Below are 24,733 nucleotides of genomic sequence, written 5' to 3'. Positions count from 1 at the left end.
TCTGGGGCAATCGGCGAAATGCAGCGTTTTCGCGTCCGCTGCCCGCCGCCCCCGCTTCACAAAGGAACATCTCCGGGGCTTCGGTCGTTTTCAGTTCAGGCAAGCGCAGAAATGCTGCGCCAAACATGCACCAAACAGATGCAAGGACTGATCCATGGCAGACGCACGCATATTCCTGGACCTCAAGGCCGACCACGACCGTCATCGCAAGATGCTCGAACAGCTGGCCGAAACGCAGGGCGATTCCGAGGAACGCCGCGACCTGTTCGAGAAGCTGCGCCTGGAACTGCAGGCCCATGCCGCCGCCGAGGAGGAATCGCTCTACGCGACGATGCTGGCCGATCCCGACTTGCGCGACGAAGCCCGCCACTCGGTTTCCGAACACAAGGAAATCGATGACTTCCTTGCCGAACTCGTGGACACAGACATGAGTTCGGGCGCCTGGCTGACCAAATTCAAGGACATGCGCCACCGCTACCTCCATCATATCGACGAGGAAGAGGAGGACATGTTCCCCGCGGCGGCCAAGGGCCTGTCCGCAGAAGAAGAAAAGAAGATCGCGGCCATCTTCGAGAAGCGCAAGCCGAAGGAACTGGAGATGGCCGCCAAGGAAGGTCCCGGCGACGAGCGCGAATAAACGCTCGATGCCGTATCGCATGCCTGCTGCACGCGTCCATTAATGCAGGCCAGAAAAGGGCTCTCCCGCTGCCAGCCGCGTCGGGAGGGCCCTTTGCGCGATGCGGGAACGCAAGCGGCCCCGACGCGTTGAATCGACATAATCCGAGGAGAGGTGACATGGAAAAGCAGATGGATCGGGAAATCCGCAAGACGTTCTGGAACGCCTTCCATTCGAGCCCCGTGGTCATGATGCGGCTGAACGAGGCCGCCGGTCACGCCGAGCCGATGACGGCGCAGCTGGACAAGGAAGCCCATCACGCAATCTGGTTCTTCGCCAAGCGCGGCAACCGCATTGCCCGGGGCGGCAAGGCCATGGGGCAGGTCGCGACGCTGCGCCACGATGTCTTCGCTTCGCTTTCCGGCACGCTCGTGGAGGAAACGGACGCGGCCGTGCGCACCAAGCACTGGAGCCACGCGACCGAAGCCTGGTTCCCCAACGGCAAGGACGACCCCAACGTCGTCATGCTGCGCTTCGATATCGATGACGCGGAAGTCTGGACGGCGCATATCGGCGTCAAGGGCGCATTCAACCTGCTCACCGGCCGCCCCATCGATCCGGCGACGGCCGGCGATCACGTAGTTGGCGCGGTCTGATCAGGCACACCGCCATCAAGGGGCGCGCGGGAACATGCGCTTCCCGCGCCCCTTGCTTTGGGTCCGACGAGACCGCCCCCACCTCCGCGAGCGACCGATCACGCCAAGGGCCAGCCGCTGCGAAACCTCAGTTATCTGCCTGCTCGGCGCGACCGGTCCGACCGGAGAGCAGGTAGCGCCAGACCCCGATACAGTTGATCACGAAGAGGACGAGGTTCTGGGTGCCGATCCCGGCCGCATCGCCATCGAGGAAGCCCCATGCGATCAGCGTGATCGAACTCGTCACAAAGATCACGAAGCCCGCTCCGGTCCATTTGCGGCCCAGATTGAGCGAAACGATGAGCGCCGCCAACGTACCCGCGGCGGCGCCATAGTATTGCAGGACCTGAAGCCAGAATTCGCTCATCCCCGCCCCTTTCCGGCAGGCCGGATCAGACCTGACGCAAGGGTTCGAGTTCGCGCGGCCGCCCGGTTTCCGGGCATCCGGCCAGTGCATAGGTGATGGCTGCCAGGATGCTCTGCCGCGAGAAAGGCTTCTGGACGACACCTACGGCGGTGTCGGCCGGCATGTCGATCTGTGCAGGGTTGGCAGTGACATAGATGACTCGGGCACCGTAGCGTCCGGCCAGGTCGCGGGCGATCGCCGGCCCCGTCAAACCGTCACGCAAGTTGAGGTCGACCAGCGCAATGTCCGGCGCCTCACCCAACTTTGCGAGCGACGCGGTATCGGGAACTGTCCCAAGCACCGCGTACCCACCGTCGGCGAGAATGTCTTCCAACTGCAAGGCGAGCAGGAATTCATCCTCGACGATCAGGATCTTGGCACAATCTGATATCTTGGCGCCCACGGTCTGGCATTCCTCTTCAGGCAGCGAGACTTTCAACGTCATCCGCGTTCGCGATCTTGACCAGTTCTTCGAAGAACGCGTCGATGGCATTGCCCTTCAGCACGAAATCGTGACGCGCATCCGGAAGCTGGCCGGATTCGATGACATTGGCGAGCATGGCGCGAGCGCGGCAGATGCGGCTCTTCACCGTACCCAGGGCGATGTCGCAGATCCCGGCGATTTCCTCGTAGGAAAGGTTGCCGGCAGCAACCAGGATCAGTGCTTCGCGATAGGTTTCGGGAATGGCAGTCAAGGCGCGCAAGACATCGGCCAGTTCGATGGAGCTTTCCTGCGTAGCCGGGGCGCGAAGGATGCGTTCGGCCGCCACTTCGTCATATTCGCCATGGAAACGAGCGCGACGCGCTTCGCTGTAGAAATGATTGCGCAGGATCGTGAAGATCCAGGCCTTGAAATTCGTACCTGCGGCATAGCGGTCACGGGCCGCCCAGGCCCGCAGCATCGCTTCCTGCGCCAGATCGTCGGCCCGGTCACGGCATCCGCACAGACCGCGTGCGAAGGCACGCAGGTGCGGCGCAACTTCGGCCAGGGCACGTTTGAAATCACGGTCGTTGAGTGCCGTGGCAGTCTCTTGCTCGGGAATGTTCCCTGCCTGGGCTGCTTCTGACATTACTTGACCCTCCATCGTTGTCTCTCAGCAAACCAACGTCAGCCGGAGCGCGAAAGTTCCCGGGAATGGACTGCGAGGCATGCAAGTGACGAGATTTCCTCCGGCAAGTAACTGAAGAAAAATCATATTGTCGCCGTAAGCCACGCTTGCAAAAAAGTAAGGCGCGAAAAATTTTTCGCGCCTTGCCGGGAACAACCATGCTTTGAAAACTTTGAGGCCTCCGTTCACGCTGTGGTGAACGAAGGCCTCCGGGATCGGGTCACCACCGGGTTGCGGGGGGAGGTGGGGAGCCAGTGGTGATACTGCGCAAACGTGGAGAAATGGAAAGAGTTCCCGAAAACGACTCAAATCGAAAAAAATTTTCCGGTTGCCCTTGTCGGCCTGCCCCGTCAGACCTTTGAACCAGTCAAGAAGGCGTCAAAGATCTATTCTTGCACCACACGGGAAAGAGTTTCCCATTGCCGAGGTATGCGAATGTCCGTCTCAGACCAGATTGCCACCAACCTTCCCTACCTGCGCCGCTATGCACGTGCGCTGACCGGGTCGCAGCAGTCAGGCGACACTTACGTACGCGCGACACTGGAAGCCGCACTGGCCGACAATGCCCTGCGCGACGAAATCGCGGCAAGCCGCGCTGCCCTCTATGGTGCCTTCACCCGCATCTGGTCGACCGGACACGTCGAGGACCAGGGGCTTGGCGGCAGCGGGGAACGCCACGAGCAGGCGGCCCACACCCGCCTCGCCCGCATCGCGCCGACGCACCGCCAGGCGCTGCTGCTGACGACGGTCGAGGATTTCTCGCGCGATGATACTGCCAGCATCCTGGGCGTCACCCCCGTCGACGTGGACGTCCTCGTCGACCAGGCGATCGCCGAAATCGATGCCGAAAGCGCCACCGAAGTCCTGATCATCGAAGACGAACCGCTCATCTCGATGCAACTCGAGGGTCTCGTGTCCGAACTGGGCCACAAGGTTGTCGGAACCGCAGCCACCCATTCCCAGGCCGTCGATATCTTCGAACGTCATCCGGCCGGTCTAGTCCTCGCCGACATCCAGCTCGCGGACGGCAGCTCGGGCATCGAAGCGGTCGAGGATCTGCTCAAGTTCGCCGATGTGCCGGTGATCTTCATTACCGCCTACCCCGAGCGCCTGCTGACCGGCGAAAGACCCGAACCGACCTATCTGGTCACCAAGCCTTTCCAGGAAGCGACCGTGCGCGCTGCGATCAGCCAGGCCCTCTTCTTCGGCTCAAGCAAGCCGCTGGCCTGACGCCCGCCGCCAAAACGTAAGGACGACAAGAACAACCCCTCCTCATCGCAGGAGGGGTTTTCTTTTGCATGGAGTGCGTTGAACGGCGCCGCCCGCCTCGGATCAGCCCTGCTGCTGGGAGCGCAGGGCGAATTCGCGTGACGCACGCACCGGAACCTTGAGCGTGCATTCGACGCCGCCCGGGTTGAACTTGAGATCCACTTGGGACTTGAGCTCGTGGGCCACGATCTTCTCGATCAGGTCGCGACCGAAGCCACGCTTGGTCGGCGCTTCGACCGAGGGACCGCCCTCCTCGCGCCAGAACAGCTCCACGAGCTGGGGCGAGATCAGCTTCCAGTCGATGTGGATGCGCCCGTTCGGCGTGCTCAGTGCGCCGTACTTGGCCGCGTTGGTCGCCAGTTCGTGGATCGCCAGCCCCAGCGACATGGCATCGTTCGGGGCCAGCTTGATGTCCGGCCCGGCCAATTCGACGTGGTTCTCGTTGCCTTCCATGTAGGGGGCGAGTTCGGAGCGCACGATGTCCTCCAGCGCGGCGTTGCTCCAGTCCGAACGGGAAAGCAGGTCATGCGTGGCCGAAAGCGCGCGTATCCGCGCCGTCAGGCTCTCGGTGAAATCGTCGATGTCGCTCGAGCGGCGGCGGGTGAGCGCCGCAATCGACAATACGTTTGCCAGCGTGTTCTTCACCCGGTGGTTGAGCTCGCGCGTCAGGGAATCGCGGATCGATGCCTGGCTGGTCAGCCATTCGAGCACCCGGCGGTCCTCTGCCGCGCGCTTGGTGATGAAGCGGCCGATCGCCATGACCATCAGCGAAGCCAATGCACCGAAAAACAGGGTTATGCGTGACAGCGGCGAGAGCAGGCCCGCCTGCTTGTCGCTGACCTGCACCACCCACGAATGGCTGCCGACATCGATGCGCCGTTCCATCGTCGGCCCGCTCGTACCTTCGGCCCGCCTGTCGGCCAGCAGGGTTTCCGGTGCCACATGGTCATCGTAGATCGCCACTTCGATGCGATCGTTGCGGTAAAGTTCGCTGGCGGAAGACAGAAAGGTATCGGCCCGGAACGGACTGTAGACGAAGCCTTTCACGCCGCGGCCTTGCCGCTGCTTGATGATCACCGGCATGTAGATCAGGAAGCCCGCGGCATCGGGATCGCCCTTGTCCTGCACAAGATGGACCTTGCCCGAGGCTACCGGCTTACCCAGCTTTATCGCCTTCTCCATCGCGGCCCTGCGAACCGGATCGGAGAACATGTCGAAGGCGATCGCAGTACGGTTCACGCGCGACATCGGTTCGAGGTAGACGATCGGGGTGGAATACTCCTGCCCCGGTTGCGGACGCGGGCGGACCATGAAGTCCAGCCGTCCCTTGTCCTGCTGGGCGACCTCGAGATAAGCCAGGTTGTCGACCTGGACGAGCGGCGCCCAGCCCATGCCCAGCGAGCCATAAAGGCTGCCGTTGCCTTGCAGGTCCTCGGCAAATTCCTTGAACTGTTCGGGGTCAACCTGATCCTGCGACGCGAAAAGCGCGGCTCCGGCGCGCAGCAGCGCCATGTTCTCGGTTACGCGGCGCTGCAGGGCCGACGATATCTCCGTCAGGTTGCGGTCGAGTTCGACCTGCCGGGTCAGCCGATCGGCCCGTTCTATCGCCATGACGGACACGGCAGTGGTGATGCTGGCAATCAGGAACAGCAGGAAAGGCCAGCCACGCGGAAACTTGTGAAACCACGCCTGCTTCTTCACCCTGTCCAGCAAAGCCTGGTCAATCACCCCGCAATTCCCGGCCCTTTGAAAACGCGTCAACGCGACCCGACGCGCTATCCCGCAACACTAATTCGACTCTGTCTCATTCGGGGGAACCACACGCGCCGTCAATGGTTCCACTGGTGACGAAGTAAATTGCGCAGACTTCGGCGCCATTTGGTGTCGGTCCGGGACAGGCCGATCGCGACAGCGACCTCGGCCTTGACCGGCCCCGCACAATTCCGCCAAAAGTCACAGTGTAAAGGAGTTAGTGTTGAATCAGCCCAAAGGTAAAGGCGAACCGGGAGCAATTCCCGCGATGCCGCCGGCTTCCGGACGGGGGGATGAACCCGGATGGGCGGGTGGGCTGAGGAAGCTTTATAACTCCGTGGTGGACGAACCGCTTCCGGACAGCTTCAAGGATCTCCTCAAGAAGCTCGACGGCGGCGGCGATGCCTGACCGGACAGAGCACACCGCCGCCGACGAAGCGTTCCGCCTGGAATTGCTTTCCGTCCTTCCCCACCTTCGCGCTTTCGCCCGCGGCCTTTCCGGGCGGCCGGACTTTGCCGACGACCTTGTGCAGGAAGCGGCGATCAAGGCATGGACGGCCCGCGAACGCTATACGCCCGGCACGAACATGCGCGCCTGGACCTTCGCGATCCTGCGCAATCACTACCTCTCGGAACTGCGCCGCTCCAAACGAAGCACCGACCTCGACGAAGGGGCGGCAGAGCGCATGCTGGTGATGGATGCCGACCAGGAAGCCCCCCTGCATCTTTCGGACATGGAAGACGCCCTGCAAAAGCTTGCCCCCGAACGGCGCGAAGCCGTACTGCTGATCGGTGCCTCGGGCTTCAGCTACGAAGAAGCTGCCGAGATTGCGGGCTGCCCGATCGGCACGATGAAAAGCCGCGTCGCGCGCGCGCGCGCGGATCTGGCACGCATGCTCGATGGCGAGCCGGAGATGACCGCCGAACCCCGGGCCCGTCGATCCGGCTGATCGCCGGGCGATGCCCGACCCGTCGCTTGCAGACAAAAAGAAAGCCACCCCCGGCGAGGGTGGCTTTCTTCTTTTCGTGCTGGCATCGCGCCTGCCGCACAGGGCGCAGCAGGTGCGATGACCGGCCTCAGGCCGGGTAGGCCCAGGCCGTGCCGCGATCGAAGTTGTCCGACGCGAACTTCCAGTTGATGAGGTTCTCAAGCACCGCCTTCACGTAAGCCGGGCGCTTGTTCATCTGGTCGATGTAGTAGGCGTGCTCCCACACGTCGATGGTGAGCAGCGGGTTCACGTCCGAGGTGATCGCGGTCGCAGCGTCATGGGTCGAGATGACCTTGAGCTTGCCGCCGTCGACGACCAGCCATGCCCAGCCCGAAGCGAAGTGGTTGACCGCTTCGTTGGTCAGCGCCTCGAGCAGTGCGTCCATCGAACCGAAGTCGTTCTTGATGGCGGCAGCGAGGCTTTCGCTTGGCTCGGTCTTCTCGGGGCTCAGCGAGTGCCAGTAGAAGCCATGGTTGTAGACCTGGGCGGCATTGTTGAAGAGCGGGCCCGAAGCCGACTTGGTGATCTCTTCAACCGACTTGCCGGCATTGTCGGTGCCCTCGATGGCGGCATTGAGCTTGTCGACGTAAGTCTTGTGGTGGGCGCCATGATGAATCTCGAGAGTCTTGGCTGAGATGTGCGGCTCGAGCGCATCCTGTGCGTAAGGCAGCGGCATGAGGGCAATGGTCATGGCAATTTTTCCTGTTCCGGTTTTCGATTGCTTGGTGAAGACACCCACGCGGACAGAGGCCGGGGACGCCGATGGAATCGCAGGGTTATGTCTGGTCTCAAGCCCTGTAATTCAAGCAGGAAATGGTGACATTTTCACTTTTCCGCCGAACTTTTCGGACTTTACGTGCCGATGGCCGGACAAACGCGCCGGCGCGCCCCGGGCCGATCCCGGAGCGCGCCGCTCTTCGTAAAGGACTGCTTCTTAGCGGACCGAACCGCGACGGAAGAGGTTGACGATCGCCAGGAGAACGACCGCACCCAGGAACGAAACAAAGAGTGAAAGAAGATCGAACGAGCCACTGGTGATCGGCGCTCCGCCGATCAACGGCGTAATGATGAAGCCAGCGATCAGCGAACCGATAATACCGACGACAATATTGAGCAGAATGCCCTGCTGCGCATCGGTGCGCATGAGAATGCTTGCCAGCCAGCCAATTACACCGCCGACAAGTAGAATAAGGATCAAGGTCATTTTTCCGTCTCCGATAATTGCCTGATTGACTTGTTCAACGGACCGAGAAGCGCTTGGTTCCTGACAGTCAACAACGGTTCATCGCATCGACAACTTGAAGGCGCGACTGTCATGGTTGCCGTACCGGAAAACGAAACTCTTTGGGGGGCTGCCTCGTTCCCCCAGGTGAAGGAGCAGATCAGGAAGGCTTCCATGCACGCGCCGCGACGAGAGCAAACGGTCGCCGCACTGGCCTCTGCCGCGATCGTGGCCGGAGGGTTGGCAGCGCTCGTGACCGGCCTTGCCGTCAGGCTGCCCCTGCCCTCCTTGCCTGCCGCGCTACAAACCGTACTCCCGACCCGCGAACTGCCAGAGCGGCCCAGGCCCGCGAAAATGCCCAGCCCCTCGCCCACGCCTGTCCCCACGCCTGTCCCCACCCCTGCACAGATGGCCGAGGGCTCAGCTTCACCGCCCGATCACGGCGGGAAGGCCAGCCCCATGGTGTCCGCGCAATCGCGCAGGCCACCTCTTGCAGAGCCGCTCCCGACCGTTACCGCGACCCAGCCCGACAGCGGCAACACCGCAAACACGGGTGCATCGAATAGCAGCGGCCCCGGCCAAGGCGCGGGCGGCAGCGGCACGGGATCGGGGAGTGGAACCGCGGGAGAGGGATATGGCAGCGGCGACGGCTATCGTCGTCCGGCACAGCTTCCCCGGCAGATCAGCGGCAAGCTCCACTTCGCCGACCTCCCGCGAGACCTCAGGAAATCGCGCGAGGGGGCCGAGCTGACCTTGCGCTACCGCATCGGCGTGGATGGCCGCGCCAGCCAGTGCCGCATTCTCCTATCGAGCGGACGACCCGAACTCGACGACCACACCTGCCGCACCATCACCGAACGCTTCCGGTTCAGGCCCGCACGGGATAAGATGGGCAACCCCGTGCCTTTCGTCATGACCGAGATCCACGGCTGGTCCGACGTCTCCGACTGAACCGCGCCCGGTTCGAATAGTCTTGGTGGCTGCCACGATATTCGAAAAAGCCGAACATCTGGATCGGTTTTATCCCAATTCTTCGGACATCCGTTTCACCATAAATACGGGCTCACAACGAGCCACAGGGGCTCGCTACGAAAATCTCGGAGAATTCCCATGGCTGCACATGCAATCGAAACCGCTACCCGCCCCGCTTCCTCCAGCACCGATGTCCTCGCCCTCGTCGGCCGCATCGCCATCGCCGTCATCTTCATCCTGGCCGGCATTTCGAAGATCACCGATCCTGCCGGCACGATCGGCTACATCGCCTCGGTCGGCCTGCCCTTCCCGACGCTTGGCCTGGTCGGCGCGATCCTTGTCGAAGTCGTCGGCAGCATCGCCCTGATCGTCGGCTACCGCACCCGCGCCGTGGCGCTGCTCCTGGCCGTATTCTCGGTCGTGACCGCGCTGATCTTCCACAACCAGCTGGGCGACCAGATGCAGTTCCTGAACTTCTTCAAGAACATCGCCATCGCCGGCGGCCTCCTCAACGTCGCTGCCCTGGGCGGCGGCCGCCTGAGCCTCGACGCCCGCAAGTAAGACAAGCCCGAATTCGGGTTCCAGAAGGCGCCGGTCCAAGTGGCCGGCGCCTTTTTCATGCCCACGCAAAAGCGAAGAGCGGGCCGAAGCCCGCTCACGCTACTCAATGATTTCTCAGGGAAATGGTGCCCAGAAGAGGACTCGAACCGCTCTCAGAATGTCGCAAAACTGCGAGAATCTTGACCTTGGTTACTTAATTGAGGCCCCCGTCGGTGCCCCCAGATTGCATTTTTACCAGAGGATTTGGGTCCCATCCTCGAAAAAGTCTAATGATTTCAATAGGTGTCTTTTAACGCAGAACGCGTCTGATTTCCAGCAAATTTGCATGGCCGACCGACTCCAAAGCGATGTATTTGGGGCGGTGGCGACCAGCTCCGAAAATGGGATGCTAAGTGAAACGATAAAGAACTCTGCTACAATGCTGCTCGCCGCATCGAGGAGGAGAATTGACGTTTGCTTATCGCACCCGAAGATCCCGGTTCCGAAACCATTCGGGTGCCTGTCCTCAAGGTCTTTGACGGCGATGGCTTCCTAACCCGTATCGACAACCCCCGACGAGGAGCAAGCCTTGAAGTGACAATCAGGCTGGGGTTCATCGATGCTCCGGAGATGGAGCAGCCTGGCGGCATCGAAGCGCGTGACTTCCTTCAATCGCTCATTGGCGGAAAGCATGTCGATCTGGCCATTCTCATGAAGATGGACACTGGCGGCATCGTAGATCGACACAAGCGGATCGTAGCTGTGCCTTACTTGCAGATGGATCAGAGCAGTGAGGCTAACGACCCGGCTTCCCAGCTCGGACAATTCTTTCGGGGACTGACTGCTCCATCTCACCGCAACATCGAATTGGAAATGATCCTCAATGGATGGGCATGGGTGCTCGATCGCTATGGACCCGATGAAAGCTACTTCGAGGCGCTTGACGATGCTCAGCGAAATCGACGCGGCATCTGGGCGAATGACGACAACGTTCACCCCTGGGAATTCAAGAAGCAGCGCTACAGGGCTCGTCGGGCGAAACCAAAGCCTGCTCCCCAAGCGCCTCTCTTCGACGCCCCTGAGGCAGCAATCTCGTGTCCGATGAAAGGCTGCGATGGTCAGTTGGTTGAGAAGACCGGACGTTTCGGGAGTTTCCTTGGATGCTCGAATTTTCCGAGGTGCCGTCACTCGCGCAATTTGAATGGATGACTGGAGTGAGCTCTAAGGGATCGCAGCGATGTCCGAGCGCGTCTGCAACCGAGGGGCTTTTATCCCGCAAAACGTAATTTTTGAAAAATGCGGGATAAATCGCGTATTGGCCCTCTGCGTTCTTGCTATGTTCGAACATTCTTGTTTTGCTAACGCATGAAGCGTATATTCTCACCTTGAGATCGATTCCGCAGGTTTAAGATGAGCAACCTAACTGCACAGGTTCTGGCAACGGTGAACGCCCCCTATGGGGCGAACCATTCCGCTCATCAACTCGCTGCGCTTATCGCTGATCCATCGAGTGCGGCAACGTGTGACGCAAGCGTCTTCGCTTTTTTCTCAGAGGTGACACCAGCGGCCCAGAAAGCCTTCATGGCTGAAATGAAGGTCAATGAGGATATGGCGAAAGCTGTCGCCAGCCAGTTTTCCAAGATGGCTGGGTACTCGCTGCCTCTGGCAGCCTGAGAAAGTGATCTCGCCTCGACAGCAGCCGAGCCAATGGCCGCTTTTGTTTGATTTGGCATCCGACATCATCGCGCGAACCACCGAAGCCGTAGGCCGCGAGCCAGATTGGTCGTTCGGAGGTGGGACGGCATTGATGCTCCAGATCGATCATCGCGAGAGCCATGACATCGACCTTTTCATTTCCGATCCCCAATTCCTCCCTTACCTCAATCCCGAGACGCAGGGGTTTGAACTCGAACGAATGCCGGACACCTACGAGACAGACGGCGCAGGTTCACTCAAACTGATCTTCGAGGACATTGGCGAAATCGACTTCATTTGCTGTGCCGACATTACGCCAGAGCCATCACAGGTCAGTGAGCTAAGGGGGCGAACAATCCGGCAGGAAACTCCGGCAGAGATAGTCGCAAAGAAGGTCTACTATCGCGGTGCATTGATGCAGCCACGCGATATGTTCGATATCGCGGCCACCAACGAAAAGCTGGGTCAGGACTACGTGATCAATGCCCTCCGCGAATGTGGAGTTGATCGATGTACGAATGCACTTCGAGCTGCGGAGAATATGAAGCCTGAGTTCGCTAGCTTAATCATCAAGCAACTCATGTACCGCGACCATAACGGCCATCTGGTCGAGGAAGCGCAGGCGATTACAGTGCAGCTGTTGCGTGCAACCCTAGGCGCCTAGGGCTCCCCTCGCCCAGCTCCAATATCCGCCCATTCAAGAACCAATTTGTCACCCTTCACACGGGGCAAGGCCTTGCGTGGAATGAGCTTCCCGCGCACCTCGAAGTCAGATGTGATCTTGACCAGAAAGACCATGCTGAAGTTCCGTTTGAGGTTCAGCGTGACGCGGTCATTGCTCTTGAAAGGCGTGATTGTTTAACCTCGACCAGGTCATTGCCGAGCCGTCCGTCAGATCCTTGAGCGTAGTTGCGGTGCAACTTGATGCCGTGCGTGATCGCCCCGTAGAGTTCTCCGATATCGCCATACACCTGCAGGTGCTTGCCCGTGTGCATGTGATACTGCTCTGCGGTGCAGATCAGGTCCTCGAATATCGAGACCAGCGACAGATCGGCATTGGGATATTTTGCCCGCCATTCCTTGTACTGGATTTGCTCATTGATCTCATCCCAGCTGATCCATTCGCCATCATCCCAGATGGCATTGTCCGGCCCAAGTTGCTGCATCCGCTATTCCGCTAACGTGTAAAGATTTTCGCGTTTTCTTTGCATGTCCGCATCAACGTGCAAAGCGAAAGCGCGTTTGCTTGTCATATCGGCTCAAGCTGCGATTCGCGCGAAAACCGGTCTCCCGCTGCACCAGAACCGTAGAATCGGTCCTGCATTGGCCCGGAGCAGACACCAGCAGGAAAAATTCTTTCAGTCCCGGACTGTCCATAGCGATCCAACATTGTCCACCCGCCGATGCGGAACGGCATTTGTTCTATTTTTGTTCTTTCCTACATCATTGCGATTCGCATAGCGTTGCTGGTGTCACCGAAGCTTGGTGGCGCTGAGTTGAACGTCTTATCGCACGGTTCGCAACGGCAATTTGAAGGACAACCCATCGTCGTGGGGGAACACGGCTCCGGTGACAGAACCTTGAAGCAAAGGAATCTGTCGTGCCGAATACTGAACTACTCACCTGCCATGAGGTCATGCGCCTGACTGGCATTCGCAGCCGGACAACGATCTGGCGACGCATCCGCCGGGGTGCCTTTCCTCATCCCATCGACATTGGTGGCGGACGCATCCGCTGGCGTTCCACTGACATCGAGGAGTGGATCGAGGCCCTCCCCCTGCGCAGCTATTGACCCCTCCAAAGCGGGCAATGGCCCGCAGAAAGCCCATCCTCCATGTCTATCCTTTCCCTGATCAACGCAGCCCTGCAGAAGCATGGCTGGCTGATCGCCAGCCTTCCGATTGACGAAGAAGATCGCGCGGCCCAGCTCATCAAATTGCTCGTCGAAGACAACGCCGATGGGCGCGCCCGTCGCCACACATTGCAGCCCTGGCTCTGGTACGAACGCCCTGTCCGCGAGCGGTTTGATGGGCAAGGTTGTTGCCTCACTGTCGAGGGCCCGATCTACAGGAGCCGGGACGGCACCGGGTATCCGCTTGGCAGCCAGCTTCGCACCGAATTCGGTTGGCTAGACCTCACGCCAGAAGAGACCAATGAGCTTGCAGATGAGGTTCGATCAGCGATCGACCTGACCCTGCTCCGCTGGTTTACGCGACCTGATATGGCGGAGCGCCAATTGCCTTCGCGCCAGTCCCGAGATCGCTACTTCGACGATAATGTCGCCCGCAATCTGATTCTGTCTGCGACGCCTCTAACGGCAAGCATGGAGCAAGACGCCCATGCCAACTGACCGGAGAAAGACTGGAGAAGGAAAGGGCCACGATACTTCGTATCGGACCCGTAATTTTCATACACACCCCACGCACGCGTGCATCAAGGAATTCTGCGGCTTCTTGAGCGCGCGGATAGCGCGCTCGCTGAAACGAGGCGTTCAGACCCTCACAATTCTGCCATTTCTGGAGCGCGCTTCGAGCGCGCGCGGGAGGTGGTGATGGCGAGCTACATCAAGCGAACCATCCGCCTCAATCCTTCGCAGGCACGATCGCTGTCCGGCATCGCCGACCGGCGTGGATTGTCGGAGTATGCGATGCTCCTGAAGGTGATCGACGCAGGCTTTCTTTCGGTCCTGCACGGCACCGACAAGGAGACCGATCTTGCCGAACTGGCGCGCGAGATCGGGTCGATATCGGAGCGCCTGGCCGAGGCCGAACGGGTGCTCGACCGTACCCTGTTCACCGCCTGCGCAGCCTACGCTTATGCACGCCATGCGGCGCTGGGAACGAAGAAATCCGACGAGACAATTGCAGCCGAAGCGCGCGCCGCGTTCGAGCGCCAGCGCTCGCTCGCCCTGGAGATTGAGCCATGAATTCGAACATCGACTTTGTCACCCGCGCACACGCCTTGTGGCGTGTGCGTATGGCGCAATGGCAGCAGCGCTTTCGCTTCTTTTCGACGATCACTCTTGGTGCAGCAGGGACCGGAGCATTCATCGCCCCGCAGTTCTTACTGCATGGCCCTGCGATAACGACAGCGGTGCAGTATGCATGGGCAAACATGCTGACCCTGCTCGGTTCCCTTGGGGGCAGCGACATCAAAATGAACATTGCGATGGAAGGCAAGCGATGGACCGTTTCCGCGGCCTGGTTCGCCTCTGAACCGCTCTTCACCGATACCTTCTGGCAGGTCGTCAAAGTGATAGCTGGCGGTGCAATCACCGGCCTTGTGATAGGCCTCTTCACGGTCTGGGTGCTCCAGCGCGTCATGTCTGAACAGGGCAAGGATACGCTCGCCGACCGTGTCATTGGCGGCACTCGTGTGACGGATGAAGAAGACGTTGCGGCGCAGACGACATTGCTCTGTGGCAGAGACGCGCTGCGCATCGGGCCAGTTCCTGTTCCGCGCCGGATCGAGACCCGCCACTTCGCCTTTCTCGGCACCACCGGCAGCGGCAAGACCACTGCCTTGCGACAAATGCTCGATGGCATCGAAAGGCGCGGCGAAGCGGCGCTGGTCTACGACACTTCGGGCGAGTTCATTGAGCATTATTACAACCCCGCGCGCGGCGACATCATCCTCAATCCTTTCGATGCGCGCTGCGCCTTCTGGACGCCCTTCGACGAGATATCGCACCCCGCCGATGCCGACCGGATTGCTCGCCAGCTGGTTTCGGAAACCAGCAGCCAGGATGACGATGTCTGGCTGGAAACAAGCCGCATTCTTGTCGCAAACATGATCCGCTCGCTCTGGGCGGAGAAGAACTGCAGCCTCGAAGCTTTGCTCGAAGCCTTGCAGGTCAAGGACAAGGAGCAATTGAAGGAATGGCTGGGGCACACTTCGTCGGCCCGCACCTTCGCCAATGATGCCGACCGGGCCACCGGCAGTGTGCTGTTCATGCTCGCCAAGGCGGCGAACCTGATCCAGTTCCTCAAGGTCGAGGACGAGGGAGAGGACCGCTTTGCCTTCCGCGATTTCATTGCGAAGCTGGATGAGTGCGAGGGTGCAAAGCCCTGGATCTTCGTTCCCCGCAAGGAGGACTATTTCGAAGCGTCCAAGCCGCTCATGGCGTGCTGGCTCGAATGCGCGGCGAGTGCGGTGCTGGGTCTGTCGCCATCGCCAGACCGCCGCATCTGGTTCGTGCTCGACGAGCTGGCCGACCTGCCCCGCGTTGAGAACCTTGCCCGGCTATTGCCGGAGGGCCGCAAGTTCGGCGCAGCGATCGTGCTCACCTTCCAGGCACTTGGTCAGATGCGAAATCGCTATGGCGCGAACATCGCCGAAGCCATGCTCGCCTGCTGCAACACCAAGCTGTTTCTGCAAACCGTCGATCAGGAAACCCGCAAATGGGCGAGCGAGACCATCGGCCAGTGCGAAGTGGAATTGCGCGTTGCCACCGATACACTCTCGATTGGCAGCGAAGTGCCGCGCACAACCATCGCTACCCAGCGCCAGTTCCGCCCCGCCGTGCTCGAAAGCGAACTGCGGCTTAGTCCGCATCAGGGCTATCTGCTCCTGCCCGATGGCCTGCCCGTTGCGCGTATCGGTCTTACCGTTGATCACATCACCCGGCGTGGCGAGCCGCGTCAGCCCGGTTACGTGCCAGGTGATCCGGAAGGTACATTGTGGAGCAGGGTCAGCGAGATCGCCAAGGGTGCCGAGCCTGACGCCAAGCCGGGACCCGTTTGATGGTCGCATCGGTCTCGGCACTGTCGAGTGCCGGTCAGGCGGCGAGCTATTATGAGGCCGACGATTACTATGCCGAAGGCGGCATGGCTCCGTCCGAATGGTTTGGCGAGGCGGCAGACAAGCTGGGCCTGTCCGGCGAGGTCGATCGCGACAAGTTTTCCGAATTGCTCGAAGGCCGGATTGCCGGACAGCAACTCGGCACCACCCGCGATGGCAAAGTGGAGCACCGGCCTGGCTGGGACATCACCCTGTCCGCGCCCAAGTCGGTCTCGATCATGGCCGAGGTTGCCGGAGACAAGCGGCTGATCAAGGCGCATGGCGCTGCGGTGAAAGTGGCGCTTGCCCATGTGGAAAAGCACATGGCTGCAACCCGGATCAGAGCGGGCGGCGAGGTCCGGCGCGAGGCGACAGGCAATCTCGCCATCGCCACCTTCCGCCATGCCACGAGCCGGGCACAGGACCCACAGCTGCACACCCATGCGGTCGTGATCAACGCCACGCAGGACAAAGATGGCAACTGGCGCAGCCTTGAACCCCGCGCCTTCTACCAGCTGCAAAAGGAAATCGGCGCGATCTACCGGCAGGAGCTGGCGTACGGCGTTTCCGCGCTGGGTTATCGGATCGAAGCGGAGAAAGACTCGCTGTTCGAGATCGCAGGCGTTCCTGAGAAGGCCATCGATGCGCTGAGCCAGCGCACAGCGGCAATCGATGCCCGGCTTGCCGAGCGCGGCACGAGCCGTGCGGAGGCGAGCGCCGCCGAAAAGCAGATCGCCGCGCTCGATACGCGCGACGCCAAGTCCCATGCGGATCATCGCAGTTTGCGGGCCGACTGGCGGGCGACTGCCGATGCCAACGGATTCGACAAGGGGGCGCGCGACAGGCTGATTGGTGAAGCGAGAGAGCGAGTTAAAGCCAGCGAAGCTACCGCCAGCCCGGAATTGCTGGCTAGGCAGGCGGTGGCTTGGGCCGCTGCCAAGCTGTCAGAGCGAGAGGCCGTTTTCGCTGCGAGCACTCTGGCGCGCGAGGCCGGGGACTTTGCTTTCGGCAAAGCCGGTCACGGCGCCATCGGTGCAGCGATTGCCGAGGCCGGAAAGCGCGGCGAGCTGGTTCCGCGCACTTTCCTTGACCGGCGTGGCGCGGAGTTTGCCGGATTCACAACGCCGCAGGCCATCGCAACCGAACGCTCCATGCTGCGCCTGGAGGAAGCAGGTCGCGGCATGGCACAATCGCTCGCCACGCCGGTAGCAGCAGCACGGACGATTGAACGTGCTGCACGGCAATCGGCACGATCAGGCTATGCCTGGACCGAGGACCAGAAGCGCGCGACCGCAGATCTTCTCACCTCGCGCGACCGCGTTGCCGCCGTTCAGGGCTATGCCGGGACTGCCAAGACCACGACCGTGCTCGCCACCTACGCGCGCGAAGCACGACGTCACGGACTTGCCGTGACTGCGCTTGCGCCAACAGCATCGGCGGCAACTGTTTTGGGTGAGGCGCTCGGTCTGCGTGGTGACACTGTGGCGCGGCATGTTCTCGCGCCTGAGGCGAAGACATCGAGGAACGACGCCGTTTGGATTGTCGATGAAGCCTCGATGCTTTCGGCGCATGATATGGTAAAGCTCATGACCCGCGCGGACAAGGCCGGTGCACGGCTCGTGCTGGTGGGCGATGTGAAGCAGCTGGGATCGGTCGGCGCGGGTGCCGCCTTCGCCCAGTTGCAGCAGGCAGGCATGGCGACCGCAAAACTTGCCGAGGTGGTCCGCCAGACCAATGCCGACACCCGCGAAGCCGTCATGGCCTCAATCGAAGGCCATGCAGGCAAGGTCTTGGCCGCGCTGGAGCGTGGCGGCGGTAGGGTTATCGAGGAGACTACGCCGGATGAGCGCCTTGGCGCGATGGCCCGGCACTATCTGGCCCTGTCTACAGCAGAGCGTGCCCGAACACTGGTGATAGAGCCATCACGCGAGGGCCGCGACAGGCTCACCGGCATGATCCGAGCAGAACTGACCCAGCACGGTGAGCTTTCAGCGGAAGCCGTGCGTTTCGAGGCGCTAGAGGTGAAAGGTCTCACCCGCGCCGAAGCGCGCGAGGCAGCAAGCTATGCCATTGGCGATATCGTCCGGTTCAGCCGGGATTATCCCGCAAAGGGCGTGCGCCGGGATGAAAGCTACGCGATAGCCGCGGTCGATCCTGAGCGCGGGCGCATTGCCCTGGAAGGCCGCGATGGACGGTCGCTTAACTGGCATCCCCGGCAATGGGGTGTGGGCAAGGCCGAGGTGTTCGAGCCGAAGCCGATAGAATTGCGAACCGGCGACCGCGTGCAGTTCACCCGCAACGACCGCGAGACTGGACGGGTCAATGGCCTTGGCGGAACCGTCACAAGCATCGATCCCGACCGTGGCCGGGCAACCGTGAACCTCGCCAACGGACGAGAGCAGAAGCTCGACCTCTCCGATCCTCGCGATGCCCATCTGCGTCACGCCTATGTCCAGACAGCGCACGCCGCACAGGGCCAGACCGCCGAGCGTGTCCTGATTCACGCCGACAGCCGCTCAACCAATCTGGTCGATCAGAAGATGCTTTATGTCGCGCTGTCACGCGCCAGGGCAGAGGCTGTGGTTGTCACCGACAACAAGGATCGGCTTGTCCGTGCAATCTACGAGCGCGCTGGCGAGAAGCAGACGGCCATGACCGCGAGCACTCAGGAGTCAGTCAAGTCAAAGGCGATGGGTGCCGGGTTGGGATGATCGAATAGCCTCGGCAATGCAGACCATGGCGTCCTTCGTCCTGTCGTTGGAATGAACTGCTCCTCTTCGACAGGCCGTACCGGGCGGGATCAACAGCCTGCCCGCTCCATTCGGGCTCACGCCCTCCCGTGTTGTCAGTTCCGCGTAACCGCTGACCCGCCCGGCCAATCCGGCCCGTCCCTTCATCCGCGTTCCCAACGATTGGACGAAGGATTTTCACCATGGCCAGCACCACAACCGCCAGCATTTACGATACGATCACCAACCAGATCATCGCCGTCCTAGAACGCGGCACAGATGCTTTCTCGCTCCCTTGGCATCGCAGCACCGCACCGCTTTCGCGCCCCATGAATGCAGCGACCGGGAAAGCCTATCGCGGCGTCAACGTGCTCGCCCTTTGGGCCAGCGCCGAAGCGCAGGACTTCGGGCACGGTCTCTGGGCGACCTATCGCCAGTGGCAGTCACTTGGTGCCCAGGTTCGCAAGGGCGAGAAGGCTTCGCCCATCGTGTTCTACAAGGTACTCGACAAGCGCGATGACGACCAGGCCGAGAAAAGAGACAGCTCGACCCGCATCTTCGCGCAGGCCTCGCACGTGTTTAACGCCAGTCAGGTCGAGGGTTACGCCCTGCCCGAAGTACCGGATTGCGAAGACTTCGACCCTATCCTGCAGGCGGACAGCTTCGTTGCGGGCACAGGTGCCAGCGTGCGCATCCATGGCGACAGCGCCCACTACACACCCTCTACCGACACGATCACCATGCCAGACCGCGAGCGATTCTTCGCTACCGCCAGCGGCAGCGCGGCGCAGAACTGGTATGCCACATTGCTGCACGAGCTCGTCCATTGGTCTGGCGCTGATCACCGCCTTGCGCGAACGTTTGGTAAACGGTTCGGCGACGATGCCTATGCCATGGAAGAACTGGTGGCCGAGCTTGGTTCAGCCTTTCTCTGCGGCGACCTTGGTCTTTCCGCCAGCCCGCGCCCGGATCACGCCAGCTACCTCGCCAGCTGGCTGAAGGTGCTCAAGGCCGACAATCGGGCGATATTCACCGCCGCGAGCGCTGCGGCGAAGGCTGCTGAATTCTTGAGCTCGGATTAGGTCGAGCAATACGTTGAGAGAATTTGTAGTACGGTCTATCGTCTTCCAGAAACGGCAGACCGGCTGCGAACATCATTTCGAAGTATTATCATGAACCTAATCAAGTCCAAGCAGCGCGTTGCCGATCATGGGGAGGTATTCACACCGCCCTGGCTGGTCGAGCAGATGCTCGACCTTGTGAAGGGGGAGACTGAACGGATTGATTCCCGATTCCTTGAGCCTGCCTGCGGCAGCGGCAATTTCCTCGTGCCGATCCTGCAACGCAAGCTGGCCGCCGTGGAATTGAAATTCGGCAAGTCCGACTTCGAAAAGCGGCATCATGCGCTGCTCGGCCTGATGTGCTGCTACGGCATTGAGTTGCTGGCTGACAATATCGCGGAATGCCGCGCCAATATGCTGGAGGTTTTCGCGGACTATCTGGCGCTGGATGCGGGCGACGATCTTTTTCGCGCCGCCTCTCACGTCCTTTCGCTGAACCTCGTTCATGGCGATGCGATGACGATGCGCGCGATTGATGACGCGCCGATCCGCGTGGTCGAGTGGGGCTATCTCGGCAAAGGGAAATTCCAGCGCCGCGATTTCCGGCTTGATGTGCTGACCGGCATGGCGAGTTTCAGCGCCGAGGATTCCCTGTTTTCGACATTGGGAAAGCACGAAATTTTCACGCCTTCACAGACATATCCGCCGATGAGCGTGCGCGATCTTGCGGCGGCGAATGATGGAACGGGGACGAGCGCATGATTGAACAGGCCAGCTTTGCGCTGCGAGGGCGCAACCCCGATGTGCTGACCTGCATCGCCAATCTGTCAAACGATGAGGTGTTCACCCCGCCGGAGTTCGCCAACCGGATGCTGGATACGCTGGCAGAGGCATGGGCGGCGGACAATGACGGCGCGAGCATCTGGGCCGACAGTTCGATCAGGTTTCTGGACCCCTTCACGAAATCCGGCGTCTTTCTTCGGGAGATCGCCAAGCGGCTGATCGCGGGCCTGGAAGCGGAAATCCCGGATTTGCAGACCCGTGTTGACCATATCCTGACACAGCAGGTTTTCGGCATCGGTATCACCCGGCTTACAAGCCTGCTGGCGCGCCGCAGCCTCTATTGCTCCAAGCACGCTACCGGCGAGCACTCGGTCGCCACGGGATTTGCCAATGATTACGGCAATATCTGGTTCGAGCGCACCGAGCATTCGTGGAAGAATGACAAATGCGAGTTCTGCGGCGCCCCTCGTGCGATATTTGACCGGGGGCCGGAGCTAGAAAACCACGCCTACGCTTTCATCCACACAAACGACATCAAGGCTCGCCTCGGCGAGCTGTTCGGAGCCGATATGCAGTTCGACGTGATCATTGGAAATCCGCCCTACCAGCTAGCAAGTGATGGGGGCACACGCGATGTCCCCATCTACAATCGCTTTGTCGACGCTGCGCTTCAGTTGGAACCGAAATTCATCGCAATGGTAACGCCATCTCGTTGGTTCGCCGGTGGTCTAGGACTGGATGAGTTTCGGGATCGAATGTTGGGCGACAGGCGACTTCGCTCTCTTGTTGACTACGCTAAAATGGACACTGTGTTCCCTGGCGTCGACTTCGAAGGCGGGGTTTCATACTTTCTCTGGGATCGCGCTCATAACGGAGAGTGCGAGGTTACTCATTTCTTCAATGAAGAAAATCCCGAAAAGACTTCGAGAAACCTTGGGGAATTTGACGTCTTTGTACGAAACCCGAATGCTCTTTCGATCTTAAGGAAGGTTCGCGAGAAGGCCGAACCTTCGATCATCGACATAATGTCCACGAACAACGAATTTGGACTCGTGACCAATTTCCGTGGGTTTTCAGATAAAAAGGGCGGCGGCGATAGCATTGCGGTCCACGCTATTCGAAATACCAAACGGGTAATTGGTTGGATGGATCGTAGCGAGCTACCGAAGGGACATGCTCTCGTAGACGTTTGGAAGGTCTTAATTCCAAAGTCATATGGAGAACGAGGCGCAATTCCGGCGCAGATTCTTGGTCCAACGCTAGTTGCCGAGCCCCCATCCGCCTCAACGCAAACCTATGTATTCATTCGAGCAAACAACGAGCAAGAAGCGAGATATATCGAACATTATACGAAAACCCGGTTCTTCAGATTTCTTCTTTCGCTCCGCAAGATTACGCAACACGCCGCAAAACCGGTTTATACATGGGTTCCACAACAAACTTGGGATCGGAATTGGACGGACGCAGATCTCTACGCGAAATATGGCTTCACCGACGAAGAGGCTTCCTTCATTCAAAAAATGATCCGTCCGATGGCGGGCGCTGATGATTAAGCCGTCCATTGCGGAAATCCTCACTCCGAAGCCTGATGCGCGCCCGCGCATCTATGCCTATTCCATTTCGGATGAGGCGCATAACGGGTTGCTCAAGGTTGGGCAGACCACGCGCAATGTGAAGCAGCGCGTTGCCGAGCAGTTGAAGACGGCGGCGATTGCCAATTACACCATCGAACTTGACGAACCCGGCGAGGCCGATGACGGTTCGATTATTACCGATCATGCCGTGAGGGATGCACTCAGGCGCAAGGGATTTGCCAATCCGCAACTCGAATGGATGCGTTGCTCGCTGGCCGATGTCAAAACCGTGCTGGCCGAACTGCGCAGCGGGCAGCAATTCACCGGCACACACCACGAGGATTTTCCGCCGCGCAAGGAGCAGACGGAGGCGGTCGAGCAAACCTACGCCTATTATCAATCCCGCTGGCAGCAAGATGCCAATGCCGTTCCCCGCTTCCTTTGGAACGCGAAGATGCGTTTCGGCAAGACCTTCACCAGCTATCAGCTTGCCAAGAAACTTGGCGCGAAGCGGGTGCTGGTTCTGACTTTCAAGCCCGCCGTCGAAGATGCGTGGCAGACTGACCTTGAATCCCATGTCGATTTTGATGGGTGGCAGTATCTCTCCCGCAACTCCGGTCGCGATCCGAGCCAGATCGCTGGTGACAGGCCGGTGGTCTATTTCGGCTCGTTCCAAGACCTGCTGGGGCGCGACAAGGCCGGAAACATCAAGGCCCGCAATGAATGGCTCCACACGATCAACTGGGATTTGGTCGTGTTTGACGAATACCATTTCGGCGCGTGGCGCGAGACGGCAAAGGAGCTTTTCGAGGGCGAGGATGCAGGCGAGGCCAAGAAGGAAGCCAAGCTGGAATACGCGGATGGTCTGGACGATGTGAACGAAGACCTGGGCGTTATGTCGGAAAGCGAAACCGACTTTCTGCCAATCACCACGCGGGCTTATCTCTATCTTTCCGGCACCCCGTTCAAGGCGCTGGCCACGGGCGAGTTCATCGAAGAGCAGATATTCAACTGGACCTACACGGACGAGCAGCGCGCCAAGGAAGAATTTGCCGCTCAGCATCCGGATCAGCGCAATCCTTACGGCGCATTGCCGCAAATGCGCCTGCTGACTTACCAGATGCCGCCGGAAATTACTCACATTGCCAGCGGCGGCGAGCTGGACGAGTTTGATCTCAATGAGTTTTTCGCGGCGAACGGCACAGGCGTTCTCGCGCAGTTTAAGCACAAGGACGAGGTGCAGAAATGGCTCAACGTCATTCGCAACTCGCCAGATGCACCGCGATCATTCGACAGCATCAAGACGGGCGTTGTTCCGCCGTGGCCCTATTCGGACACGCGGCTTCTGCCTCACTTGCAGCATAGCTTCTGGTTCCTACCTAATGTCGCCGCCTGCCATGCTATGGCGAACTTGCTGGAAGAGAAACATAACACGTTCTGGCACGATTATCAGGTGATCGTGGCCGCAGGCGCATCGGCGGGCATCGGCCTTGATGCCTTGCCGCCCGTTCGGGACAAGGTTGGCAGCGGTTTCGACACCAAGACCATCACGCTTTCCTGCGGCAAGCTGACCACCGGGGTTACGGTCAAGCAATGGTCGTCGATCCTGATGCTGCGCAATCTCCAATCGCCGGAAACATATTTTCAGGCGGCGTTCCGGGTGCAGTCGCCCTGGTCGATCAAGAATCCCAACGGGGACAATCCGAACGAGGAAGAGATCATCAAGCCGGTCTGCTTCGTGTTCGATTTCGCCCCGACTAGGGCGCTGCGGCAGTTGTCGGAATATGGCATCGGCCTTTCACCGGGGGAAGCGAACCCGGAAAACGCCGTGAAGGAACTTGTCTCGTTCCTGCCCGTGCTGGCCTATGACGGCGCGAAGATGATGCAGATCGACGCGGGCGGCATCCTCGACATTGCGATGGCGGGAACGTCCGCGACCCTGCTGGCCAGGAAATGGGAATCGGCCATGCTGGTGAACGTGGACAACGACACGTTGCGCCGCGTTCTCGAAAACCCCGAAGCGATGGCCGCTGTTGAACGGATCGAAGGTTGGCGCGCCCTTGGCGACAACATCATCGAGACGATCATCAACAAGAGCGAGAAGATCAAGGACATCAAGGACAAGGCCAAAGCCAATGACGGGGAGCTGACCCCGAAAGAAAAGAAGGAACTGACCGCCGAGGAAAAGGAGTTCAAATCCAAGCGCAAGCTGGTTCAGGAAAAACTGATAAAGTTCGCGACCCGCATCCCGGCATTCATGTATCTGACCGACTTCCGCGAAAACAAGCTACAGGACGTGATTACCAAGCTGGAACCGGACCTGTTCCATGCAGTCACTGGCCTGACCGTGGCCGATTTCCACCTGTTGGTTCGCCTTCGCGTGTTCAACACCGAGCGGATGAATGAAGCGGTGTTCGCGTTTCGCCGCTACGAGGATGCTTCGCTTCGCTATACCGGCATCGAAAGCCACGAAGGTCTGACGCATTATGGCTTGTATGACACTGTAGTGGCGAAGGAATTTGACGCCTAGCTGGAAATGGGA

The 24,733-nt window shown here is 60.1% G+C and carries 26 protein-coding genes; 19 read left to right on the top strand and 7 right to left on the bottom strand.

All coding sequences use genetic code 11. The features are described from left to right. The first annotated feature begins 154 nt into the window (after window positions 1–154). The gene (locus tag SPHV1_RS10485; RefSeq protein ID WP_054945976.1) at window positions 155–637 is read left to right on the top strand and encodes a hemerythrin domain-containing protein; all 483 of its coding nucleotides are present in this window, start codon (window positions 155–157) and stop codon (window positions 635–637) included. A 158-nt stretch (window positions 638–795) separates the two neighbouring features. After that, window positions 796–1,272 (top strand): pyridoxamine 5'-phosphate oxidase family protein, encoded by a 477-nt coding sequence (locus SPHV1_RS10480; protein WP_231634621.1) that lies wholly within the window; start codon window positions 796–798, stop codon window positions 1,270–1,272. 127 nt (window positions 1,273–1,399) lie between these two features. On the opposite strand, the gene SPHV1_RS10475 is transcribed toward SPHV1_RS10480, so the two are convergent. From SPHV1_RS10475 to SPHV1_RS10465, 3 genes are read right to left on the bottom strand one after another with little or no spacing between them, the layout of a single operon-like run. Beyond that, window positions 1,400–1,678, bottom strand: a complete 279-nt coding sequence (locus SPHV1_RS10475; RefSeq protein WP_054945975.1) for a hypothetical protein — start codon at window positions 1,676–1,678, stop codon at window positions 1,400–1,402. Window positions 1,679–1,703: 25 nt separating this feature from the next. Then, entirely contained in the window at window positions 1,704–2,162 is a 459-nt protein-coding gene (locus tag SPHV1_RS10470) for a response regulator (protein ID WP_082430957.1), read from the bottom strand. Next, window positions 2,137–2,787 carry a sigma-70 family RNA polymerase sigma factor gene (locus tag SPHV1_RS10465; protein WP_054945974.1) on the bottom strand — a complete coding sequence of 217 codons (651 nt, stop codon included), beginning with the start codon at window positions 2,785–2,787 and terminating at the stop codon, window positions 2,137–2,139. Before SPHV1_RS10465 ends, SPHV1_RS10470 begins: the two co-directional genes overlap by 26 nt. A 474-nt stretch (window positions 2,788–3,261) precedes the next feature. Between SPHV1_RS10465 and SPHV1_RS10460 the strand changes: the two genes are divergently transcribed. Beyond that, window positions 3,262–4,056, top strand: coding sequence for a response regulator (locus tag SPHV1_RS10460; RefSeq protein WP_054945973.1), 795 nt, complete (start codon window positions 3,262–3,264; stop codon window positions 4,054–4,056). A gap of 102 nt (window positions 4,057–4,158) precedes the next feature. On the opposite strand, the gene SPHV1_RS10455 is transcribed toward SPHV1_RS10460, so the two are convergent. Further along, window positions 4,159–5,823 (bottom strand): CHASE domain-containing protein, encoded by a 1,665-nt coding sequence (locus SPHV1_RS10455; RefSeq protein ID WP_054945972.1) that lies wholly within the window; start codon window positions 5,821–5,823, stop codon window positions 4,159–4,161. A 247-nt stretch (window positions 5,824–6,070) separates the two neighbouring features. Here SPHV1_RS10455 and SPHV1_RS24980 point away from each other — a divergent pair, with 247 nt between their 5' ends. After that, window positions 6,071–6,256, top strand: coding sequence for a NepR family anti-sigma factor (locus tag SPHV1_RS24980; RefSeq protein ID WP_139383950.1), 186 nt, complete (start codon window positions 6,071–6,073; stop codon window positions 6,254–6,256). After that, complete coding sequence (locus SPHV1_RS10450) at window positions 6,249–6,797, top strand: sigma-70 family RNA polymerase sigma factor (RefSeq protein ID WP_054945971.1); 549 nt, start codon at window positions 6,249–6,251, stop codon at window positions 6,795–6,797. Before SPHV1_RS24980 ends, SPHV1_RS10450 begins: the two co-directional genes overlap by 8 nt. 127 nt (window positions 6,798–6,924) lie before the next feature. Here the strand turns inward: SPHV1_RS10450 and SPHV1_RS10445 are convergent, their stop codons facing one another. Together SPHV1_RS10445 and SPHV1_RS10440 are read right to left on the bottom strand one after the other, a co-directional pair. Beyond that, window positions 6,925–7,527 (bottom strand): superoxide dismutase, encoded by a 603-nt coding sequence (locus tag SPHV1_RS10445; protein WP_054945970.1) that lies wholly within the window; start codon window positions 7,525–7,527, stop codon window positions 6,925–6,927. 243 nt (window positions 7,528–7,770) lie between these two features. Further along, window positions 7,771–8,040, bottom strand: a complete 270-nt coding sequence (locus SPHV1_RS10440) for a GlsB/YeaQ/YmgE family stress response membrane protein (protein ID WP_007013501.1) — start codon at window positions 8,038–8,040, stop codon at window positions 7,771–7,773. Window positions 8,041–8,232: 192 nt separating this feature from the next. Between SPHV1_RS10440 and SPHV1_RS10435 the strand changes: the two genes are divergently transcribed. From SPHV1_RS10435 to SPHV1_RS10415, 5 genes are all read left to right on the top strand, one after another. After that, complete coding sequence (locus tag SPHV1_RS10435; RefSeq protein WP_054946027.1) at window positions 8,233–9,009, top strand: energy transducer TonB; 777 nt, start codon at window positions 8,233–8,235, stop codon at window positions 9,007–9,009. A 159-nt stretch (window positions 9,010–9,168) separates the two neighbouring features. After that, complete coding sequence (locus SPHV1_RS10430; RefSeq protein WP_054945969.1) at window positions 9,169–9,591, top strand: DoxX family protein; 423 nt, start codon at window positions 9,169–9,171, stop codon at window positions 9,589–9,591. Between the two features lie 453 nt (window positions 9,592–10,044). Next, a complete protein-coding gene (locus SPHV1_RS10425) occupies window positions 10,045–10,779 on the top strand; it encodes a thermonuclease family protein (RefSeq protein ID WP_054945968.1) in 735 nt (244 codons plus the stop codon). Between the two features lie 201 nt (window positions 10,780–10,980). Then, on the top strand, window positions 10,981–11,244 hold the full coding sequence (locus SPHV1_RS10420) for a hypothetical protein (RefSeq protein WP_054945967.1): 264 nt from the start codon (window positions 10,981–10,983) through the stop codon (window positions 11,242–11,244). Between the two features lie 4 nt (window positions 11,245–11,248). Continuing rightward, window positions 11,249–11,929, top strand: coding sequence for a nucleotidyl transferase AbiEii/AbiGii toxin family protein (locus tag SPHV1_RS10415; protein ID WP_255352270.1), 681 nt, complete (start codon window positions 11,249–11,251; stop codon window positions 11,927–11,929). Window positions 11,930–12,083: 154 nt separating this feature from the next. Here SPHV1_RS10415 and SPHV1_RS10410 read toward each other — a convergent pair whose 3' ends face one another. Further along, the gene (locus SPHV1_RS10410) at window positions 12,084–12,431 is read right to left on the bottom strand and encodes a hypothetical protein (protein WP_231634619.1); all 348 of its coding nucleotides are present in this window, start codon (window positions 12,429–12,431) and stop codon (window positions 12,084–12,086) included. 434 nt (window positions 12,432–12,865) lie between these two features. Here SPHV1_RS10410 and SPHV1_RS24430 point away from each other — a divergent pair, with 434 nt between their 5' ends. The 9 genes from SPHV1_RS24430 to SPHV1_RS10370 all read left to right on the top strand — a co-directional run bounded on the left by SPHV1_RS24430 (window position 12,866) and on the right by SPHV1_RS10370 (window position 24,721). Next, window positions 12,866–13,057, top strand: a complete 192-nt coding sequence (locus SPHV1_RS24430; RefSeq protein WP_087910441.1) for an AlpA family transcriptional regulator — start codon at window positions 12,866–12,868, stop codon at window positions 13,055–13,057. A gap of 42 nt (window positions 13,058–13,099) precedes the next feature. Continuing rightward, the gene (locus SPHV1_RS10405) at window positions 13,100–13,615 is read left to right on the top strand and encodes a hypothetical protein (protein ID WP_054945966.1); all 516 of its coding nucleotides are present in this window, start codon (window positions 13,100–13,102) and stop codon (window positions 13,613–13,615) included. A 201-nt stretch (window positions 13,616–13,816) separates the two neighbouring features. Then, window positions 13,817–14,191, top strand: coding sequence for a hypothetical protein (locus SPHV1_RS10400; RefSeq protein ID WP_054945965.1), 375 nt, complete (start codon window positions 13,817–13,819; stop codon window positions 14,189–14,191). Next, a complete protein-coding gene (locus SPHV1_RS10395) occupies window positions 14,188–16,008 on the top strand; it encodes a type IV secretion system DNA-binding domain-containing protein (protein WP_054945964.1) in 1,821 nt (606 codons plus the stop codon). The genes SPHV1_RS10400 and SPHV1_RS10395 overlap by 4 nt, the downstream gene beginning before the upstream one ends. Further along, window positions 16,008–18,755 (top strand): MobF family relaxase, encoded by a 2,748-nt coding sequence (gene mobF, locus SPHV1_RS10390; RefSeq protein ID WP_054945963.1) that lies wholly within the window; start codon window positions 16,008–16,010, stop codon window positions 18,753–18,755. The genes SPHV1_RS10395 and mobF overlap by 1 nt, the downstream gene beginning before the upstream one ends. 221 nt (window positions 18,756–18,976) lie before the next feature. Then, a complete protein-coding gene (locus SPHV1_RS10385; protein ID WP_054945962.1) occupies window positions 18,977–19,855 on the top strand; it encodes an ArdC family protein in 879 nt (292 codons plus the stop codon). Between the two features lie 90 nt (window positions 19,856–19,945). Next, the gene (locus SPHV1_RS10380) at window positions 19,946–20,596 is read left to right on the top strand and encodes a DNA methyltransferase (protein WP_054945961.1); all 651 of its coding nucleotides are present in this window, start codon (window positions 19,946–19,948) and stop codon (window positions 20,594–20,596) included. Continuing rightward, entirely contained in the window at window positions 20,593–22,170 is a 1,578-nt protein-coding gene (locus tag SPHV1_RS10375; protein WP_054945960.1) for an Eco57I restriction-modification methylase domain-containing protein, read from the top strand. Before SPHV1_RS10380 ends, SPHV1_RS10375 begins: the two co-directional genes overlap by 4 nt. After that, window positions 22,163–24,721 (top strand): GIY-YIG nuclease family protein, encoded by a 2,559-nt coding sequence (locus SPHV1_RS10370; protein WP_054945959.1) that lies wholly within the window; start codon window positions 22,163–22,165, stop codon window positions 24,719–24,721. Before SPHV1_RS10375 ends, SPHV1_RS10370 begins: the two co-directional genes overlap by 8 nt. Window positions 24,722–24,733 lie beyond the last annotated feature (12 nt).

This window comes from Novosphingobium sp. KN65.2, from assembly GCF_001368935.1.
GTDB lineage: Bacteria > Pseudomonadota > Alphaproteobacteria > Sphingomonadales > Sphingomonadaceae > Novosphingobium > Novosphingobium mathurense.
Note: the sequence above shows the minus strand (reverse complement) of the source record. Positions and strands in the feature narration are given on the sequence as shown.